This window comes from Sphingobium fluviale (assembly GCF_004122115.1).
GTDB classification, from domain to species: Bacteria; Pseudomonadota; Alphaproteobacteria; order Sphingomonadales; family Sphingomonadaceae; genus Sphingobium; species Sphingobium fluviale.
Window position 1 is genome coordinate 58,630 of sequence record NZ_SBKP01000003.1, and the last position, 17,045, is coordinate 75,674.

Genomic DNA, 17,045 nt, shown 5'->3' on the forward strand with positions numbered 1-17,045 from the left:
ATTGCCGGACGCGCCGTTGTATCGGGCGCTATGCGTCCGTACTTTCGCACTTTCCGGCTTTTATCCTCAGCCGTGCTGGCGGTGCTGCTGGGCGGCGCGACGTCGCTGCCCGCGCCGGTCAATAAAGCGATGCTCGATATAGATGTGACCGGCGCGAGATCAGCGAAGGGCGTGGTGCGGCTGGCGCTGTGCCCGCCGCGCACCGGCTTTCCCGATTGCAAGGCGGCTGCCCTTCGCACTGCCTCGGCACCGGTGGAGCGCGGGCAGGCGCGCTTTCAGCTTACGGACCTGCCCGCGGGATCCTTCGCCGTCAGCGTCTTTCACGATGAAAATGACAATGGCAGGATGGACAGCTTCGTTGGCATCCCGCGCGAGGGCTATGGTATATCGCGCAACCCGCCTTTCCGCGCGCGCGCGCCGCGCTTTGACGAGGCGGAGATCGTGCTGGCGGGCCATGGCCAGATCACGATTGCTCTGCGCTATCTGATGTGAGCGCCCTGCTATGCGCTGGGTCGTGTAGCGGTTTTCCTAATCATTTATCTCCTTTGTCTGTTAAGCTTCTTATTGTAGATTGCGGGCATGGAGAGCGATAAGCCGATTTGGCGGGAGTGTTATAGCCACCCCGTCGCGTGGGACACAGCTTTTGAGCCGATGTCCTTGCCCGATATGCTGCTGGAAAAAGCGGAGCAAACCCCGCTTGCGCCCGTGATTGATTTCATGGGCCGCAAGTTTAGCTATTCCGATGTTGCCGGCGGTGCCCGCCGCGTTGCGCGCGGCTTGCTCGATCTCGGTATCGGGCGCGGCGACCGAGTCGGGCTGTTTCTGCCCAATGTGCCGCATTATGTCGCCGCTTATTATGGTGCGATGATGATGGGGGCGACCGTCGTCAACTTCTCGCCGCTGTATACGGTGGAGGAGCTGAAATATCAGGCGGAAGACAGCGGCACCAAGCTGCTCTTTACCCTCTCGGTGAAAGCGCTGTTGCCGCGTGCGCTGGAGGTGCTGAACCAGAGCTGCATCGAGCAACTGGTGGTTGGTTCCATTGCGGGTGCATTGCCGACCGGAAAATCCCTGCTCTACCGGCTGTTCAAGGCGGAGGACGAAGCCGATGTGCCAGAGGATGATCGGCGCATCACCCGTTTTTCGGCGTTGATCGCCAATGACGGCGATTGCCCGCCCGTGCCGATCGACCCTGTGAACGACATCGCGTTGCTGCAATATACCGGCGGCACCACCGGCACCCCCAAAGGCGCGATGCTGACGCACCAGAACCTCACTGCCAACGCGCGCCAGGTGGCGGTATGCGATCCCAATGTGAACGAGAGTGATCGGGCGATCGGCGCGCTGCCGCTGTTTCATGTCTTTGCCAACACCTGCGTATTGAACCGCACGATCGCGCGCGGCGGGGAGATGGTGCTGCTGCCCCGGTTCAACGCCAAGCAGGTGATGGACGCCATAGAGCGCACCCGCGCACCGCTGATGTTCGGCGTGCCGACGATGTATCAGGCGATGCTGGACAGCCCGGCGCTGCACGGCGCGGATCTGTCCGCGCTCAAGGTCTGTATTTCGGGCGGCGCCCCCTTGCCGCAGGAACTGAAATTGCGGTTCGAGGAGGCCACGGGCGCGCGCATTGTCGAGGGCTATGGCCTCACCGAGAGCAGCGGCGTCGTCAGCTCCAACCCCTATGAGGGAGGGAACAAGCAGGGCAGCATTGGTCATCCGATGCCGGGCACGCGCGTCAAGCTGCTCAATCGCGAAGACCCCACGCGCGATGCCGATCCCGGCGAGCCGGGCGAACTGGCTTTTTCCGGCCCGCAGGTGATGAAAGGATATTGGCGGCGGCCAGAGGCAGACAAGGATGTGTTCGTAGGCGGCTATCTGCGCACCGGCGATGTCGCGACGATCGACGCCGAGGGCTATATCCGCATCGTCGACCGCATCAAGGATATGATCACCGTCGGCGGGTTCAAGGTCTTCCCCAGCCAGGTGGAGGCCGTGCTCTATCGGCACCCGGCGGTAAAGGAGGCGCTGGTGATTGGTATACCCGATGCCTATCGCGGTGAAAGCCCAAAAGCCTTCGTTGCCCTGAGGGAAGGGTGCATGGCCAGCGGAGACGAACTGAAAATCTGGCTCAATCCGCAGGTCGGCAAGCATGAACAGGTGGTGGCGGTGGAAATTCGCGACAGCCTGCCCAAAACCCTGGTAGGCAAACTCTCGCGCAAGGAGTTGGTAGCCGAGGAGCGAGAGAAATATGACGCAGCAAAACGAGCCAATGGCTGAGGAGCAGCTTGCCACGCTGGCAGGCGGTTGCTTCTGGTGTACCGAGGCGGTCTTCCTCCAGCTTGCCGGCGTGAGCGGTGTAGAAAGCGGCTATATAGGCGGGGCGACGGCGAACCCGACTTATGAGGAGGTATGCAGCGGGCGCACAGGGCATGCCGAAGCCATCCGCATCCGCTTCGATCCCTCCGTCATCAGCTATGACGACCTGCTCGACATCTTTTTCGCCACGCACGACCCGACCCAGCTTAACAGGCAGGGCAACGACATCGGCACGCAATATCGCTCGGCCATCTTCCCGCATGACGCTGCGCAGGGGGAGGCGGCGCGGGCAGGAATGGCGCGCGCTCAGGCCGACTGGCCGCAACCCATCGTCACCACCATCGAGCCGCTTTCCGAATGGTATCCCGCAGAGGATTATCATCAGGACTACTGGAACCGCGCGGGCGACCGAAACCCCTACTGCATGGCAGTTATCCCGCCCAAGCTACAGAAACTCCGCAAGAAATTCTCTGACAGGCTGATGGCGTGATATCGCGCGCGCTGCTGGGTGCAGGCCTCGCCGTCGCCCTCGCAGGCTGTGTCAGCACGGTCGGCAAGGTCGTCACCGCGCCGGTTAAGGCCGGGTCGAAGGCGGCGGACTGGATGACGACGAGCCAGGATGAGGCAGACCGCGAGCGCGGTAGGGAAATCCGCCATCAGGAAGAGGCCGCGCGCAAGGCTTGCAGGAAACAGGGCAGGGACGACTGCTGAATTCAGGCTGCTGCGCGGCGCAGCCGGTCGTTGATCGCCAGACCGACGCCCTCCATCGGTATGGGAGCGACGGCGATGCGCTCTGCGGAACTGGCGTCCGCAATGTGCAGCGCGGCAAACAACGCTGCGGCGGCTTCATCGAGATCGCCTGCCTCAGACAGGCTGATATCGCCCGAAACTGCACCGAAACCGATCAGATATTCTTCCCGCTCCGCGCTTAGCACATTCAGCCGCACCGGCTTGGAGGGCGCATAATGGCTCTCCATCTGCCCCGGCGCTTCGATGCCATGATCGCTGCCTGACACGACCACCGGCAGGCCGCTTGCCCGCGCCAGCATCTCGGTGGTGATTGGGCCGGGGCGCAGCAGGCGGATATGGTCTGCCGCAGGGCTGGCTATGGTCGATTCAATTCCGCGTGCGGTCTGCCCGCCATCGAGCACCAGCGGGATGCGCCCGCCAAGGCTGCGCAGCACATGCTCCGCGCGCGTCGGGCTGATCGCGCCGGAGCGGTTGGCGGAAGGGGCGGCAAGCGGCGCGCCGCTCGCCTCTATCAAAGCCCGCATCGCCGGGTGTGCGGCGCAGCGGATCGCAACCGTGGGCAGGCCCGCCATCACCAGCGGCGAGAGGCCAGCTTCTGCGCGCACCGGCAGCACGAGGGTCAACGGCCCCGGCCAGAAGGCCTTGGCGAGCCGCTCCGCCATATCGTTCATCTCCGCGAGTTTCGCCGCCATCGGCACATCCGCTACATGCACGATCAGCGGGTTGAAGCTGGGGCGTCCCTTGGCGGCATAGATGCGCGCCACCGCGTCGCTGTTGCGCGCGTCCGCCGCGAGGCCATAGACCGTCTCGGTCGGCACCGCGACGGTCTGGCCCGCGCGGATCAGCTCCGCCGCATAGGCAATAGCGCACTCGTCGCAGTGGCGCAGTTCGGTGGAGACATCAGGTTGCACGCGCGCGGCTATAGGGATTTGCACGGGCGGGGGGAAGGGCCAAGGCTTGCCGCCGCGCCACCCGCCCGATAGAGCGTGCCGTCATGACCGAAGATCTGTTCTCCCGCATCGCCACCGCGCTGGAACGCCTCGCGCCCGCCGCCCCGCCGCAGCCGGACCTCGCTGCGCATCCCGCCTATGTGTGGAATGGCCGCATCGCGCAGGTGGTGGATGCCTTCGCCCCGGCGGATTATGCGCTGCTCACCGGCATAGACGAGCAGAAGGGCCGCCTGCTGGAAAACACGCGCCGCCATGCCGCCGGGCTGCCCGCTCACGATGCGCTGCTCTGGGGATCGCGCGGCACCGGCAAGTCCGCCAGCGTCGGCGCGGTCATCGGGGCTTTGCAGGGCGAAGGGGCAGACATCGCGCTGATGCAATGCACTGCCGATCACCTCGAATCGCTGCCCGATCTGTTCGCCCTGCTGCGCGGAGTGGCGCGGCCCTTCATCGTCTTCATAGACGATCTGGGCTTCGATGAGGGCAGCAGCGGCACCGATGCGCGGGTATTGCGCTCCTTGCTCGATGGCGGGGCCAGCGCGCGCCCGGCCAATGTGCGGCTCTATGTCACGTCGAATCGGCGCCACATCTTGCCGCGCCAGATGTCGGAGCAGGACGACCCGATCAATGCGCGCGATGTGGTGGATGACAAGATGGCGCTGTCAGACCGGTTCGGCCTGTCGCTCGGCTTTCACGCGATGGATCAGGACACCTATCTCGCGATTGTCGAGGGCTATGCCCGGCACTTCGGACTGCCCTTCGATGGCGCGGATGCGGTGCAATGGGCGACGCGGCGCGGCAGCCGGTCTGGCCGGGTGGCGTGGCAATATGTGACCGAGCTTGCCGGGCGCGAGGGCAAGCGGCTTGGGCGCGCTATTTCTTTATAACCCGCCAGATCACCCCGCCCACATCGTCGCTCACCAGCAGCGCGCCGTCCTGCGCCACCAGCACATCGACCGGGCGGCCGCGCGCCTCCTCGGTATCTGCGGAGAGGAAACCGCCCAGCACATCTATCGGCTTGCCGTTTTGCGAGGCGCGGCCATCCTTCTCGAACGGCACGAACACCACCTTGTAACCCGCCTTGGGCTTGCGGTTCCAGCTGCCATGCAGCCCCACGAACGCGCCGCGCTCATAGGGCGCGCCCAGCTTTGCCCCGGTAGCAAATGTCAGGCCCAGCGGCGCGGTGTGGTTGCCCAGCGCGAAGTCCGGCCGCTTGGTATATTCGCGGATTTCCGGCCTGCCGGGCTGCACCCGCCGGTCCTCATAGCCGCCCCAGTAATTCCACGGCCAGCCATAAAAGCCGCCGAATTCCACGCGCGTGAGGTAATCGGGCACAAGATCGGAACCCAGCATGTCCCGCTCGTTCACCACCGTCCACAGCGCGCCCGAAACAGGCTCCCACGCCATGCCGATGGGGTTGCGCAGGCCACTGGCATAGATGCGATTGTCGCCGGTCTTCGGGTCCAGCTCGATGATCGCGGCGCGGTTGGTCTCAGTCTCAAGCCCATTTTCGCCGATGTTGGAGTTGGAGCCGATCCCGATGTAGAGCAACTTGCCGTCCGGGCTGGCGAGCAGGCTGCGCGTCCAGTGCGGATTGGGTGCGCCGTGCGGCAAAGAGACGATCTTGCGGCCTTTGGCGGTGATGCGGGTTTCCCCCTCCTTGTAGGGGAAGGCCAGCACCGCGTCGGTATTGGCGACATAGAGCGTATCGCCCACCAGCGCCATGCCATAAGGGGAGTTGAGGCCGGTGAGGAGAGCGGTTTTCAACTCCGCCCTGCCATCGCCATCGGCATCGCGCAGCAGGGTGATCCGGTTGGCGGGGGCGCCGCCCGCGCCTGCCTTGCCGATGAAATATGCGGTAATCCTGCCGACAATCCCCTCCGGTTCGCGCTTGGGCCCGCCTGTCTCCGCTACCAAAATATCGCCATTGGGCAGCTTCAGCATAGAGCGCGGGTGCGCCAGCCCTTCGGCAAAGCGCGCCACGCCCAGCCCCTGCGCCGGGGTCGGCGTCTCGCCCGCTTTCCAGCCCACGGCTTCGGCAATATTGGGCACGGGGATCCATTGCGAGCGCGGGCTGGTGATCTGCGGCACACGGCCCATGTCCGCCCCATCGGCGAGGCGCGCCTCATCCGGCCGGGTGATGTAAAACAGCGCACCGAGAATGACGACCAGGAAAATCAGGCCAAGGGCAAGGATATGCTTCATCATGATATTACCGCTTTCTCTCGCGCAGCCAGATCGCAATCGCAATGGCAATCCCCAGCCCCAATCCGCTGAGCATGCCAATGCTCGGCTGACCCAGCAGCCCGCCGATCACCGCACCGGCAGGCACCAGCCCCGCGATGAAGCATCCACCCGCGCTGCTCGCCTTGCTGTTTCCCGGCCCGTTCATGCTCTTGCCCGTTGCGCTGTTTTCGTCATCCCCGCCTCATATCGGGACATGGCCTGTCCTGCCAGAGAACATTTGTCCCGATTTGGCATTTGCCTAACCGGGCGTTGACGTTCGTACCCCGTGCAAATGCGTGGCCGCGCGATACTGGCACGGGGCTTGGACCATGAATGCCATATAAGGTCGCAAAACACGCGGGGTATCATGCAAGTTCCAATACTGGGGGATCGCCAGAGTTTCGAAGATGCTTCGGAGCTGATGAAGGCTTTTGGCGCGCAAGCGGGGCGGGAAGCTGCATCGCGCGCAGACAAGAGCCGTGACCTGGGCAACCACATCCGCTTCTGCCACTGGCGGCAGATCGAGCGGATGATCTTTCTGCTGTCGATCGAGCAGCCGGTGGGCACGATCCACTAGGGGCTGTGGGGATTCAGCCCATATGGGCCTGCAAAGTGCTATTTTCTGCGCTTCGGTGCTCACGTACCTTAAAGTACGCTGCGTTGAATCGAGTCACGTGCCTCGATTCAAGATGCTCGAAAATCCCCCTTTTGCCCTGCGGTCGCCTGCGGCCCCGGCTCCATCTGAACTGAATCCCCACAACCCCTAGAGCATCGTGCCAAAAAAGTGGGAACCGGTTTTTGGCAAAAAACGATGCGACAACAAAAAGTTAGAGCGCGCATCTTGCGTCAGATTTAACGCAGCGCGCTCTAGCTGGATTTACAGCTTCAATCCCGCCGCCTCGTCCAGCCCGCACAGCAGGTTAAGGTTCTGCACCGCCGCGCCGGACGCGCCCTTGCCGAGATTGTCGAACGCGGCGACGAGGCGCACCTGCGCGCCATCGGGCGAGGCGAAGACGAACAGATCCATGCCGTCTGTCCCCGCCAGCCGCTCGATCGGCATGCTCGCGCCGTCATAGGTCTCAATAAACCGCACGATGCGCGAACCCGCATAGGCCTTGCCCAGCACCTCTCGCACCGCATCCGGCGAGGGCGCGCCCGGCAGCGCCGAAAGATGCACAGGCACCTCGACGATCATGCCGCGCAGCGTATCCGCGACGGACGGCGCGAAGATCGGCGGCAGGGAAAGCCCCGCATGCCGCGTCATCTCCGGCACATGCTTGTGCGCGAGGGTAAGGCCATAGCCATACCACGCCGCCGGGCGGCCGCTCGTGCTCTCGAAATCCGCGATCATGCTCTTGCCGCCGCCGGAATAGCCGGAGACGGCGTTGACGCTCAGCGGCGTGCTGGCGGGGACGACCCCGGCGCGCACAAGCGGCGCGACCAGCGCGAGAAAGCCGGTGGGATAGCAGCCGGGGTTGCTGATCCGCTTCGATCCCGCCACGGCCTCGTGCCCCACCAGCTCAGGGAAGCCATAGGTCCAGCCCGGCGCCACGCGGTGCGCGGTCGAGGCGTCGATCACCTTGGTGCGATCATTGGCGATGAGCGAAACGGCCTCGCGCGCCGCATCGTCCGGCAGGCAGAGGATCACCACGTCTGCGTCGTTGATCGCTTGGCGCCGCGCGGATGCGTCCTTGCGCTGCGCGTCATCGAGCAGGATCAGCGCAAACTCGCTCCGCCCCGCCAACCGCTCGCGGATCTCCAGCCCGGTCGTGCCCGCCGCGCCGTCTATGAAAATTTTATGCGTCATAGCGATACCCTCTGGCGGGTGAGGACCGGCTGGTCATGATCGGGCTTCAGCCGCGCGATCACATCATCGAGCGGCTCGATCAGCGTGGTCATCCAGTACGCATTGGCATGGAGCATATTCACCGCATCGACCATGATGCCGACATGGCCGGGGAAGAAAATCACGTCGCCGCGCTGGAGCGGCGCGTCATCCTCAAGCGCATCGCCGATGCTTTCCCGTTGCAAATCGCTGTCGCGCGGCACCTTGACGCCCGCTTGCCCCAGCGCGAGCTGAACCAGGCCGGAGCAATCGATGCCGCCCGCGCCGCGCCCGCCCCAGACATAGGGCTGGCCGATCTGCCGCTCCGCCGCCGCCACCCAGTCCTCCTCAAACGCGCCGAGGGGCAGAACATGGCGCACATGCACCGCGCCCGCTTCGGTGAGGATGAAATTGCCTTCCGCCGTACCCGCGATGCGCGCGCCCGTGGGCAGCGAACCCACCACTGGCGATTTGATGTCGGCTTCCGCAAACACCGGCGCGCTGCGCGCCGTCACATGATGCGTCGGGCCAAGCGCGCCCACGCCCAGCGCCATCCGCTCCACATAGCCGACATAGCCGTCATGATCGCAAAAGCCCCAGGCCCAGCCGCCGGTCACATCGAGCAGATGAAAGGTCTCGCCCGGCAGCAGCTGCGACGCCGCGCGGGCATCTGCCGCGCCCGCCTCCCGCACAAATGCGGCGGCGCTCAGGCAGTGCATCGGCTCCGCCTTCGCGTAATGCGGCGCAAACAACACCCCCGCGAGGCTGAAATCCGCCAGATCGCCACGCACCGCGTTCACCCGCCGGTCCAGCTTCACCGAGCGGCCATCGAGGTGAAAACGGGTGCGGTTCGGCGCGATAGTCTTGGTCATGTTCTGGTCGGCGTTCATCGGCTGCCCCCTGCGATGAATGAACTGGTGCGTCAAGACCTTGTCTAGCTCAAACACGTGGGTAGCGCGCCTCGATCATCGCGAAGGCGGCGCGCAGGCCGAGCGCGTCACCGCCTTTGGGTCGCCCCGGCTTGGCGGCGCTGCGCCATGCGAACGTATCGAAATGCGCCCAGTGCGCGTCGCTGCCGTTCACGAACTTCTTCAAAAACAACGCGGCGGTGATGGCCCCTGCAAAGCCGCTGTCTCCCGCATTGGCGATGTCGGCAATGTCGGATTTCAGCATATCCTCATAGCCGTCCCACAAGGGCAGCCGCCAGACCGGGTCATCGATCGCTTCGCCCGCTTGGGCAAGCTCTCCCGCCAGAGCGTCGTCATTGGCGAACAGCGCAGGCAGATCCGGGCCGAGGGCAACCCGCGCCGCGCCGGTCAGCGTCGCGAAATCGAGGATCAGCTCGGGCGCGTCCTCGCACGCCTTGGTGATCGCATCGCCCAGCACCAGCCGCCCTTCGGCGTCGGTATTGCCGATCTCCACCGTCATGCCGTTGCGGGTGGCAAGCACATCGCCGGGGCGGAAGGCATTGCCCGCAATCGCGTTTTCCACCGCCGGGATCAGCATGTGCAGCCGCACCGGCAAGCGGCTCTCGATGATGAGCTGCGCCAGCGCCAGCGCATGGGCCGCGCCGCCCATGTCCTTCTTCATCAGGCGCATGGCCGAGCTGGGCTTGATATCCAGCCCGCCGCTGTCAAAGCACACGCCCTTGCCGATGATGGCGACGCGCGGGTGCGCGGGGTTGCCCCATGTCAGCTCGATGAGGCGCGGCGCATGGCTGCGCGCGGCGGCGCGGCCCACCGCGTGGATCATCGGGTAATGCTGCTCCAGCGTATCGCCCTGCGTGACGACAAGGGTGGCGTCATGCGCGCGGGCGAGGCTGTCTGCCGCCGCTTCCAGCTCCGCCGGCCCCATATCGGCGGCGGGGGTGTTGACGAGATCGCGCACCAGATGCGTTGCGCGCGCAAGCCGCACCGCAGGCTCTATTCGCGCGATATCCTTGGTCAACAGCACGCGCGCCCCCACAGGCGCGTCGTCCTTCTTCGTGCGATAGCGATCGAACCGATAGTGCGCGGCGAGCCAGCCGAACAGGGCAGGGCCGGTCTCCGCCTCGCCCTCCACGCGATAGCTTCCCTGAGGCAGGCCTTCCGCCAGCTTGGCAAGGCACCATGTCGAGAGCGTGCCCGCATCCGCCACGCCCGCCACTGCGGCCCAGTCGTCCGCGCGTTCGGCGGGGAGGATAGCAAAGCTGGCCGCCTTGCCCGCAAATTTCTGTGCGGCGAGGGCGGCCCGGTCCCGCTCTGGCCGGGCGGAGAGCCATGCGTCATAGCCCTTTGCGTCAACGAGGTGGATGGAGCGGGCGTCCTGCCCATTGTCGGGCAGGATGAGGTCTGAATAATCGGTCATGCGCCCTTGTGTAGGGGATCAACCGGCACGCCGTAAAGATCATGCTCGTCTGCATCTTCGATTGTCACATCGATGATGTCTCCGGGGGCGAGGGCGGGGTGTGCCGCCTGCACATCGCGCAGGAACACATTGCCGTCGATCTCTGGCGCATCGGCCTCGGACCGCGCGGTGGCGCCGATGCTCCCGTCTTCATCCGCCTCGCCCACCTCGTCGATGATGACGGGTAGGGTGCGGCCGATCTTCGCCTGCAGCTTGGCGGCGGAAATGCGCGCGGTAGCCTCCATGATGCGCGCATAGCGCTCTTCCTTGACTTCTTCGGGTACGGCATTGGGCAGGGCGTTGGCCGCCGCGCCTTCGACCGGCTCGAACCGGAACGCGCCGACCCGGTCGAGCTGCGCTTCCTCCAGCCAATCGAGCAGATACTGGAAGTCCGCCTCCGTCTCGCCGGGAAAGCCGACGACGAAGGTGGAGCGGATCGCGATATCCGGGCAGATCGCGCGCCAGCTCCTGATGCGCTCCAGCACCTTGGCCTCGTTCGCCGGGCGCTTCATGGCTTTCAACACCGATGGCGCTGCATGCTGAAACGGGATGTCGAGATAGGGCGTCAACTTGCCCTCGGCCATCAGTGGGATGACCTGATCGACATGGGGGTAGGGGTAGACATAATGCAGGCGCGTCCAGACGCCCAGCTCGCCCAGCGCCTCGGCCAGATCGGTCATGTGTGCGCGCACCTGCCGCCCGCGCCATTCCCGCGTCTCGTGGCGGGTGTCCACGCCATAAGCCGAGGTGTCCTGGCTGATGACGAGCAGTTCCTTCGTCCCAGCCTGCACCAGCTTCTCCGCCTCGCGCAGCACCGCATCGACCCGGCGGCTGACCAGATCGCCACGCAAGCTCGGGATGATGCAGAAGGCGCAGCGATGGTTGCAACCCTCGGAAATCTTGAGGTAACTGTAATGCCGAGGCGTTAGTTTCAGGCCGCCTTCGGGCACCAGATCGACAAAGGCATTGGGCACGGGCGGCGCGGCCTCGTGCACCGCGTTCACGACCGCCTCATATTGATGCGCGCCGGTGACGGCCAATACATCCGGGAAGCGGGCGCGGATCAGCTCCGCCTCGTTGCCCATGCAGCCGGTGACGATCACGCGGCCATTCTCGGCAATCGCCTCGCCGATCGCCTCAAGCGATTCTTCCTTCGCGCTATCGAGGAAGCCGCAGGTGTTGACCAGCACCACATCCGCCCCGGCATAATCGGGCGACATGGCATAGCCATCCGCGCGCAGCTTGGTGAGGATGCGCTCGCTGTCCACCAGCGCCTTGGGGCAGCCAAGCGACACCATGCCGACTTTCGGGGCGGGGGGAAATTTCGTTGCCATGATCGCGCGGCGCATAGCCGCTTGCGCCGATAAAGTCACGTGCTCGTGCATATCGGATAACGCCTTGTCAACATTATGGGATTATTGGGTACGGAACATCCCGTAAAAGGGTCGCTTGATGTTCAAAGCCCGTGAGCCGAGAGAGCCAGTGATACTGCCGGTCCGCATCCGCATGGATTCGGGCTGGGTCGATGCGACCATTCGCAACATCTCCACCAAGGGCATGAAGCTGCATATGCCCTCGCCTCCGCCGCGGGGCAGCTTCATAGAAATACGCCGGGGCAGCGCTGTCGTCGTCGGGCAGGTGCGCTGGGTCGATGAAGGCTGCTGCGGCCTTCTGGCGCAGGGGCGGGTGCCAGTCGCGCAGTTCAAGGGCGCGCCTGCACCCGGCGCAGTTCCGCGCTTCGGCGAGTGCGGCACCGAGGTGGAGCGCCGCACCAGCGCGCGCATCTTGACGCCAGAGGAGGTCGCCGAGCGCAGCCGCCTCAAGGCCATGCTGATGCAGAAGGTGATCATCGCGGCAGCGGGCATTGCCGGTGCGGGGTTCATTGGCTCGTTGATGTATGGCGCGCTCGAAAAGCCGATGGCTGCGATCAGCAATCGCTTGTAATTACTTGAACAATTCCGTCAGTCCCGCCATCGATCCGTCATGCGTCAGGTCATAATGCAGCGGGGTCACGCTGATATACCCGGCGTTGATCGCCTCAAGGTCCGTGCCCGGCTGCTCCGCCTCGCTGGTGTCCAGCCCGAACCAGTAATAGCGGTATCCGCGCGGGTCCTTGCCCTCGATCACGTGCGCGAGGCCCATATCGTGAAAGCCCTGCCGCGCCACGCGGATGCCCTGCACCTCTGAGGGTTCGATCGCGGGGAAGTTGACGTTGACGAGCATCTGTTCGCCCTCAGGCGCCTTGAGCAGCGCGCGTACCACGCGCTCGCCCCAGACTGCGGCGCACCCGAACGGCACCTCGTCGCCCATGCCTTCCTTGCGGTAGACCTGAGACAGCGCAATCGAGCGGATGCCGGAAATCGCGCCCTCCATCGCGGCGGAAACGGTGCCGGAATAGGTGACATGCTCACCCAAATTCGCGCCGCGGTTGACGCCGGAGAGCACGAGGTCCGGCTTGCAGTCCTTCATCAGGTGGCTCACCGCCATCATCACCGCGTCGGTCGGTGTGCCGGTGACGCTGAAATGCTGATGCCCATGCTTGCGGATGCGCAGGGGCCGGGTGAGGGTGAGGCTGTGACCGGTGCCCGATTGCTCCTCGGACGGCGCGACGATCCAGATATCGTCCGAAATCGCCCGCGCGATCTTGAGCAGCACTTCAAGGCCGGGGGCGTGAACGCCATCGTCGTTGGTAAGCAGGATGCGCATGGTAGGGAGTTCCTTAATCCTCAATCGCGTCATGCTGAACTTGTTTCAGCATCCATGGACCCTGAAACAAGTTCAGGGTGACGAGAAATTTATCTCGGCGTCAGTTGCTTGATCCCGCCCATATAAGGCGCGAGGATTTCCGGCACGATGACGCTGCCGTCCGCCTGCTGATAATTCTCCAGCACCGCCACCAATGTGCGCCCCACTGCAAGGCCGGAGCCGTTCAAAGTGTGGAGGAAGCGGGTGCCTTTCTCGCCCTCTGGCCGATAGCGAGCGTTCATCCGCCGCGCCTGAAACTCGCCACAGTTGGAGACAGAGCTGATCTCGCGATAGCAGTTCTGGCTGGGCAGCCAGACTTCGAGGTCATATGTCTTGGCGGCGGAAAAGCCCATGTCGCCGGTGCAGAGCAGCATCTTGCGATAGGGCAGGCCGAGCGCCTGCAATATGCCCTCCGCCGAGGTTAGCATATGCTCATGCTCCGCCGCGCTGTCTTCCGGGCGGCAGATGGAAACCAGCTCCACCTTCTCGAACTGATGCTGGCGGATGAACCCGCGCGTATCGCGCCCGGCGCTGCCCGCTTCGGAGCGGAAGCAGGGGGTGAGCGCGGTGAATCGCAGGGGCAGGGTTGCGTCCGCCACGATCTGCTCTCGCACCAGATTGGTGAGCGAGACTTCGGCGGTGGGGATGAGCCAAAGACGGTCGATAGGATCAGGTATTTCTTTAAATGTCTCTTCTGCTTGGTCTTTGAAGAAGTTACGCATCTTCTCCATGTCCCAGCCTTCACCGACCTTGCGGACGAAATCGCTGTAAAACTTATCGGCAAGTTCTGATTTGGAGAATCGTTTTGTGGTCCAAAACAAATCATCTTCAAACTTCGGCAACTGCCCGGTGCCATAGAGCGTGGCGTCGCGCACCAGCAGCGGCGGGTTTACCTCCTCATAGCCGTTCTGCCCGGTCTGGGTATCGAGCATGAACTGCGCTAAAGCTCTGTGCAGCCGCGCCATGCCGCCGCGCAGCGCCGCGAAGCGTGCGCCAGACATCGCGGCCGCGCTCTCGAAGTCCAGCCCCAGCGCCGGGCCGAAATCGGCATGATCCTGCGGGGCGAAGTCGAAGTTGCGCGGGGTGCCCCAGCGGCTCACCTCGACATTGGCATGCTCATCGGCTCCCTCCGGCACATCGGCGGCGGGAAGGTTGGGGATGGCGGCCAGCAGGTCTTCTAGGTCTTGATGCGCCTCTAGGCGGCTTTCGACATCCGAAAGTTTCTGTGCAACGTCTACCGATGCTGTTTTGAAAGAGAGCGCCTCTTCAGTATGCCCTTGGCCTTGTCCAGCTAGCTGGCCAAAACAGGCTGAGAGGCGCTTCCTTTCGGCCCTCAGGCTTTCCGCTTCCGTTTGAAGTTCCCGCTTCTGCTTATCGAGATCCAGTATCTGCGCGCTCATGCCGTCCAGCCCGCGCCGGGCGAGCGCGGCGTCGAAGGCTTGCGGATTGTCGCGGATGGAGCGGATATCGTGCATGGGCTTTGGCGTCCGGTATGCGGGGAATGTCCCGCGCCCTATGCCCTCGCGCGTCTGCGCGCGCAAGCATAAGAAAAGGGGTGACGCGGAAGCCCTCCACGCCACCCCCAGGGTCGCCTCGTTCAGGCCGCTCAGGCCTGTATGTCGTCGCTCTCTGCGTCTGCGCGCTTGGCGAAGCGTTGCCGCGCCACCAGCGCCGCCGCCGCCGCGCCGAACAGCAATATCATCGGCGGAGCGGGCACATCGGTGCCGCCGCTGCTCGATGAGGTTGAGCTGCTGCTGGAGGAAGACGTGCTGGACGAAGTGGAGGAGGAGGTCGATGTCGATGTCGACGTGCTGGTCGATCCACCGAAGCTCGATGAGCTGACGTTGCCGGACGATGTGCTCGATGAGGTGGAGGACGAGGTCGAAACATTGCCGGACGAGGTGGAAACGCCGCTGGACGTGGAGACGCCCCCGGTAGACGTGCTGACGCCACCAGTTGAAGTCGAAACGCCGCCCGTCGAAGTGCTCACCCCGCCGCTGGTGGAGCTGGAGGTTGAGGTGGACGAAATCCCGCCGCTAGAGGTGGATGACCCGCCGGTTGAGGTAGACGATCCGCCAGTCGAGGTGGACGTGCTTCCTCCGGTTGAGGTGAGGCCGCCCGTGGAGGTCGAGGTGCTGCCTCCGGTCGAGGTCAGGCCGCCGGTAGACGTGCTGGTCGATCCGCCGCTGGTGGTGGACGAGATGGTAACGACCACGCTGCCGCCGCCCCCGCCGCTGCCGCCGAAGAATCCGCCGAAAAACCCGCCGCCGCCAAAGCCGCCGCCCCAGCCACCGCCGCCGCCGCCGTATACGACCGGCGTGCCGCCGCTGGTGCTCGTGCCGGTCGCCACCTCAGGCAGCGGCGCAGGCAGAGGCGCTGGCGCCGGCAACGGGATTGGCGCGGGCTGGACGATTACCGGTAGCGCCTTTTCAACCTGCTTGCGCTTGATCGGCTTGCGCTGGACAACCTTAACAGGTTTGGCCTGCTTGGCGCTTTTGGTGGAATGAACGACTGCCGGCCGCGGGCGCTCGGCATAGTGCACCGCGCCGCCGCCCAGCACTGCCCCGCCCGCCGCGCAGGCGCATAATTTTGCTACAGCCGTCTTAACCGACATATCTTTTTCTCACATCATCGCATGTCACACGGGGCAGATATCCCCGTCACGCATTGGCGGTCCTAATACCCACAAACGCAAAATAGACCGTTAACTGCAAGCCAATTAACCCCGTTTACCGCATCATGAAGCGATAATTTACAAGCCTAATATGAAGCCGCGTCCTTAATGTCCTGTATTGGCACGGTTTGCGCTGGCGCAGGTCTGTTCGGCTTTTTCCGCTGCATGCCATGCGGTGCCTTGTCTGGCGGCGGCAGCATGGCTTGCGCACGCAGCCTCTGTGGGCTGCACCGCGCGATCGGGAGAGAAAGATGGCGAGCAGCACTGTTACCCCCGGCGATCACGGAAAGGCGGTCGTGGCCCTGCCCGACGGATACAAGCCATCCGCAGACGAAGAGTTCATGAACCCGCTGCAGCTCGAATATTTCAGGTTGAGGCTGCTCGACTGGAAAAAGCAGATACTGGCAGAGGCAGAGGGCACGCTTGCGGTGCTCCAGAGCGAGCCTCTGCGCGAGCCGGACATGAACGACCGCGCATCGAGCGAGACGGACTGGTCGATCGAGCTGCGCACGCGGGATCGCCAGCGCAAGCTTATCTCCAAGATCGATGCGGCGCTGCGTCGCATCGACGAGGGCGAATATGGCTATTGCGAGGTAACGGGCGAGCCGATCTCGCTGGGGCGGCTGGAAGCGCGGCCTATCGCCACAATGACGCTGGAAGCGCAGGAACGCCACGAGCGACAGGAGAAGGTCTCTCGCGACGATTGATGATCCGCAGCGTTGTTTTGGATTTATTGATAAATTACTTATAGGGGGGTGTTCCGCAAGGCCGAAAAACGGTCTGTGGAGCAGGTTGAAAAAAATAATACGGGTTGCAAAATGTCATATAATGAAGGGGATTCTCCCCGATCAGGTGGGCGGGACAGCATGTTCCTGCTTGCCATATTGCGTGATGTTCAGGGCAAGGAACTGGGCAAGGCGATTGTCAGAAACCTGTCTGCTACAGGTATGTTGGCCGAAGGTTCGTTTGATTTGAAACGCGGCGATATCGTGCGGTTCGCGCTGGGGCAGGCGGGCGAACTGAGCGGCGAGGTGATGCGTGTGGAGGAGGGCCGGTGCGGCATCCAGTTCCACCGCGAGATCGACCCGGCGGCAGCGCGCAGGCGAATCGGCAGCCGGGCACCGTCTGCGGCCTCTCCGCAAACGCTCAAGAAATAGAGTTTTGAATTGAGCGC

Annotated in this window: 19 protein-coding genes; 10 read left to right on the top strand and 9 right to left on the bottom strand. The window is 64.1% G+C overall.

The features are described 5' to 3' along the window. The first annotated feature begins 30 nt into the window (after positions 1-30). The 4 genes from EQG66_RS04430 to EQG66_RS04445 all read left to right on the top strand — a co-directional run bounded on the left by EQG66_RS04430 (position 31) and on the right by EQG66_RS04445 (position 3,030). Entirely contained in the window at positions 31-492 is a 462-nt protein-coding gene (locus EQG66_RS04430) for a DUF2141 domain-containing protein (protein WP_129403341.1), read from the top strand. 87 nt (positions 493-579) lie between these two features. Continuing rightward, positions 580-2,280: a long-chain-fatty-acid--CoA ligase gene (locus EQG66_RS04435; RefSeq protein ID WP_129403342.1), complete on the top strand. Its 1,701-nt coding sequence runs from the start codon at positions 580-582 to the stop codon at positions 2,278-2,280. Beyond that, positions 2,273-2,809 carry a peptide-methionine (S)-S-oxide reductase MsrA gene (gene msrA / locus EQG66_RS04440; RefSeq protein WP_129403601.1) on the top strand — a complete coding sequence of 179 codons (537 nt, stop codon included), beginning with the start codon at positions 2,273-2,275 and terminating at the stop codon, positions 2,807-2,809. Before EQG66_RS04435 ends, msrA begins: the two co-directional genes overlap by 8 nt. Continuing rightward, positions 2,806-3,030, top strand: a complete 225-nt coding sequence (locus tag EQG66_RS04445) for a hypothetical protein (RefSeq protein ID WP_245987861.1) — start codon at positions 2,806-2,808, stop codon at positions 3,028-3,030. Before msrA ends, EQG66_RS04445 begins: the two co-directional genes overlap by 4 nt. Positions 3,031-3,032: 2 nt before the next feature. On the opposite strand, the gene EQG66_RS04450 is transcribed toward EQG66_RS04445, so the two are convergent. Then, complete coding sequence (locus tag EQG66_RS04450; protein WP_245987863.1) at positions 3,033-3,980, bottom strand: L-threonylcarbamoyladenylate synthase; 948 nt, start codon at positions 3,978-3,980, stop codon at positions 3,033-3,035. An 83-nt stretch (positions 3,981-4,063) separates the two neighbouring features. On the opposite strand from EQG66_RS04450, the gene EQG66_RS04455 reads away from it, so the two are divergent. Further along, positions 4,064-4,903, top strand: coding sequence for an ATP-binding protein (locus tag EQG66_RS04455; protein ID WP_129403343.1), 840 nt, complete (start codon positions 4,064-4,066; stop codon positions 4,901-4,903). On the opposite strand, the gene EQG66_RS04460 is transcribed toward EQG66_RS04455, so the two are convergent. Next, positions 4,890-6,224, bottom strand: a complete 1,335-nt coding sequence (locus EQG66_RS04460) for a PQQ-dependent sugar dehydrogenase (RefSeq protein ID WP_129403344.1) — start codon at positions 6,222-6,224, stop codon at positions 4,890-4,892. The genes EQG66_RS04455 and EQG66_RS04460 overlap by 14 nt on opposite strands. Before the next feature lie 4 nt (positions 6,225-6,228). Then, entirely contained in the window at positions 6,229-6,408 is a 180-nt protein-coding gene (locus tag EQG66_RS04465; RefSeq protein ID WP_129403345.1) for a hypothetical protein, read from the bottom strand. Positions 6,409-6,609: 201 nt separating this feature from the next. On the opposite strand from EQG66_RS04465, the gene EQG66_RS04470 reads away from it, so the two are divergent. Continuing rightward, positions 6,610-6,819: a hypothetical protein gene (locus EQG66_RS04470; RefSeq protein WP_129403346.1), complete on the top strand. Its 210-nt coding sequence runs from the start codon at positions 6,610-6,612 to the stop codon at positions 6,817-6,819. A 300-nt stretch (positions 6,820-7,119) separates the two neighbouring features. Here EQG66_RS04470 and argC read toward each other — a convergent pair whose 3' ends face one another. The 4 genes from argC to rimO are packed head-to-tail and all read right to left on the bottom strand — an operon-like array spanning position 7,120 to position 11,801. Then, positions 7,120-8,049: an N-acetyl-gamma-glutamyl-phosphate reductase gene (gene argC, locus EQG66_RS04475; RefSeq protein ID WP_129403347.1), complete on the bottom strand. Its 930-nt coding sequence runs from the start codon at positions 8,047-8,049 to the stop codon at positions 7,120-7,122. Next, positions 8,046-8,957: a C40 family peptidase gene (locus tag EQG66_RS04480; protein WP_129403604.1), complete on the bottom strand. Its 912-nt coding sequence runs from the start codon at positions 8,955-8,957 to the stop codon at positions 8,046-8,048. Before EQG66_RS04480 ends, argC begins: the two co-directional genes overlap by 4 nt. Positions 8,958-9,006: 49 nt before the next feature. After that, positions 9,007-10,413 (bottom strand): leucyl aminopeptidase family protein, encoded by a 1,407-nt coding sequence (locus EQG66_RS04485; RefSeq protein ID WP_129403348.1) that lies wholly within the window; start codon positions 10,411-10,413, stop codon positions 9,007-9,009. Continuing rightward, the gene (rimO, locus tag EQG66_RS04490; protein ID WP_129403605.1) at positions 10,410-11,801 is read right to left on the bottom strand and encodes a 30S ribosomal protein S12 methylthiotransferase RimO; all 1,392 of its coding nucleotides are present in this window, start codon (positions 11,799-11,801) and stop codon (positions 10,410-10,412) included. The genes EQG66_RS04485 and rimO overlap by 4 nt, the downstream gene beginning before the upstream one ends. Positions 11,802-11,904: 103 nt before the next feature. Between rimO and EQG66_RS04495 the strand changes: the two genes are divergently transcribed. After that, positions 11,905-12,396: a PilZ domain-containing protein gene (locus EQG66_RS04495; RefSeq protein ID WP_129403349.1), complete on the top strand. Its 492-nt coding sequence runs from the start codon at positions 11,905-11,907 to the stop codon at positions 12,394-12,396. On the opposite strand, the gene surE is transcribed toward EQG66_RS04495, so the two are convergent. Then, positions 12,397-13,158 carry a 5'/3'-nucleotidase SurE gene (gene surE, locus EQG66_RS04500; RefSeq protein WP_129403350.1) on the bottom strand — a complete coding sequence of 254 codons (762 nt, stop codon included), beginning with the start codon at positions 13,156-13,158 and terminating at the stop codon, positions 12,397-12,399. A gap of 89 nt (positions 13,159-13,247) precedes the next feature. Next, complete coding sequence (gene serS / locus EQG66_RS15525; protein ID WP_129403351.1) at positions 13,248-14,672, bottom strand: serine--tRNA ligase; 1,425 nt, start codon at positions 14,670-14,672, stop codon at positions 13,248-13,250. A 141-nt stretch (positions 14,673-14,813) separates the two neighbouring features. Between serS and EQG66_RS04510 the strand changes: the two genes are divergently transcribed. From EQG66_RS04510 to EQG66_RS04520, 3 genes are all read left to right on the top strand, one after another. Then, the gene (locus tag EQG66_RS04510; RefSeq protein ID WP_245987865.1) at positions 14,814-15,704 is read left to right on the top strand and encodes a hypothetical protein; all 891 of its coding nucleotides are present in this window, start codon (positions 14,814-14,816) and stop codon (positions 15,702-15,704) included. A gap of 418 nt (positions 15,705-16,122) precedes the next feature. Next, positions 16,123-16,578 (top strand): RNA polymerase-binding protein DksA, encoded by a 456-nt coding sequence (dksA, locus tag EQG66_RS04515; protein ID WP_129403352.1) that lies wholly within the window; start codon positions 16,123-16,125, stop codon positions 16,576-16,578. A gap of 159 nt (positions 16,579-16,737) precedes the next feature. Next, a complete protein-coding gene (locus EQG66_RS04520) occupies positions 16,738-17,028 on the top strand; it encodes a PilZ domain-containing protein (RefSeq protein WP_164975582.1) in 291 nt (96 codons plus the stop codon). Positions 17,029-17,045: the final 17 nt, after the last annotated feature.

Coding starts and splice junctions, on each gene's coding strand:
- EQG66_RS04430 (WP_129403341.1), top strand. CDS start 31: ATGCGTCCGTACTTTCGCACTTTCCGGCTTTTATCCTCAGCCGTGCTG.
- EQG66_RS04435 (WP_129403342.1), top strand. CDS start 580: ATGGAGAGCGATAAGCCGATTTGGCGGGAGTGTTATAGCCACCCCGTC.
- msrA (WP_129403601.1), top strand. CDS start 2,273: ATGGCTGAGGAGCAGCTTGCCACGCTGGCAGGCGGTTGCTTCTGGTGT.
- EQG66_RS04455 (WP_129403343.1), top strand. CDS start 4,064: ATGACCGAAGATCTGTTCTCCCGCATCGCCACCGCGCTGGAACGCCTC.
- EQG66_RS04460 (WP_129403344.1), bottom strand. CDS start 6,224: ATGATGAAGCATATCCTTGCCCTTGGCCTGATTTTCCTGGTCGTCATT.
- EQG66_RS04465 (WP_129403345.1), bottom strand. CDS start 6,408: ATGAACGGGCCGGGAAACAGCAAGGCGAGCAGCGCGGGTGGATGCTTC.
- EQG66_RS04470 (WP_129403346.1), top strand. CDS start 6,610: ATGCAAGTTCCAATACTGGGGGATCGCCAGAGTTTCGAAGATGCTTCG.
- argC (WP_129403347.1), bottom strand. CDS start 8,049: ATGACGCATAAAATTTTCATAGACGGCGCGGCGGGCACGACCGGGCTG.
- EQG66_RS04480 (WP_129403604.1), bottom strand. CDS start 8,957: ATGAACGCCGACCAGAACATGACCAAGACTATCGCGCCGAACCGCACC.
- EQG66_RS04485 (WP_129403348.1), bottom strand. CDS start 10,413: ATGACCGATTATTCAGACCTCATCCTGCCCGACAATGGGCAGGACGCC.
- rimO (WP_129403605.1), bottom strand. CDS start 11,801: ATGCGCCGCGCGATCATGGCAACGAAATTTCCCCCCGCCCCGAAAGTC.
- EQG66_RS04495 (WP_129403349.1), top strand. CDS start 11,905: ATGTTCAAAGCCCGTGAGCCGAGAGAGCCAGTGATACTGCCGGTCCGC.
- surE (WP_129403350.1), bottom strand. CDS start 13,158: ATGCGCATCCTGCTTACCAACGACGATGGCGTTCACGCCCCCGGCCTT.
- serS (WP_129403351.1), bottom strand. CDS start 14,672: ATGCACGATATCCGCTCCATCCGCGACAATCCGCAAGCCTTCGACGCC.
- EQG66_RS04510 (WP_245987865.1), top strand. CDS start 14,814: ATGTCGTCGCTCTCTGCGTCTGCGCGCTTGGCGAAGCGTTGCCGCGCC.
- dksA (WP_129403352.1), top strand. CDS start 16,123: ATGGCGAGCAGCACTGTTACCCCCGGCGATCACGGAAAGGCGGTCGTG.
- EQG66_RS04520 (WP_164975582.1), top strand. CDS start 16,738: ATGTTCCTGCTTGCCATATTGCGTGATGTTCAGGGCAAGGAACTGGGC.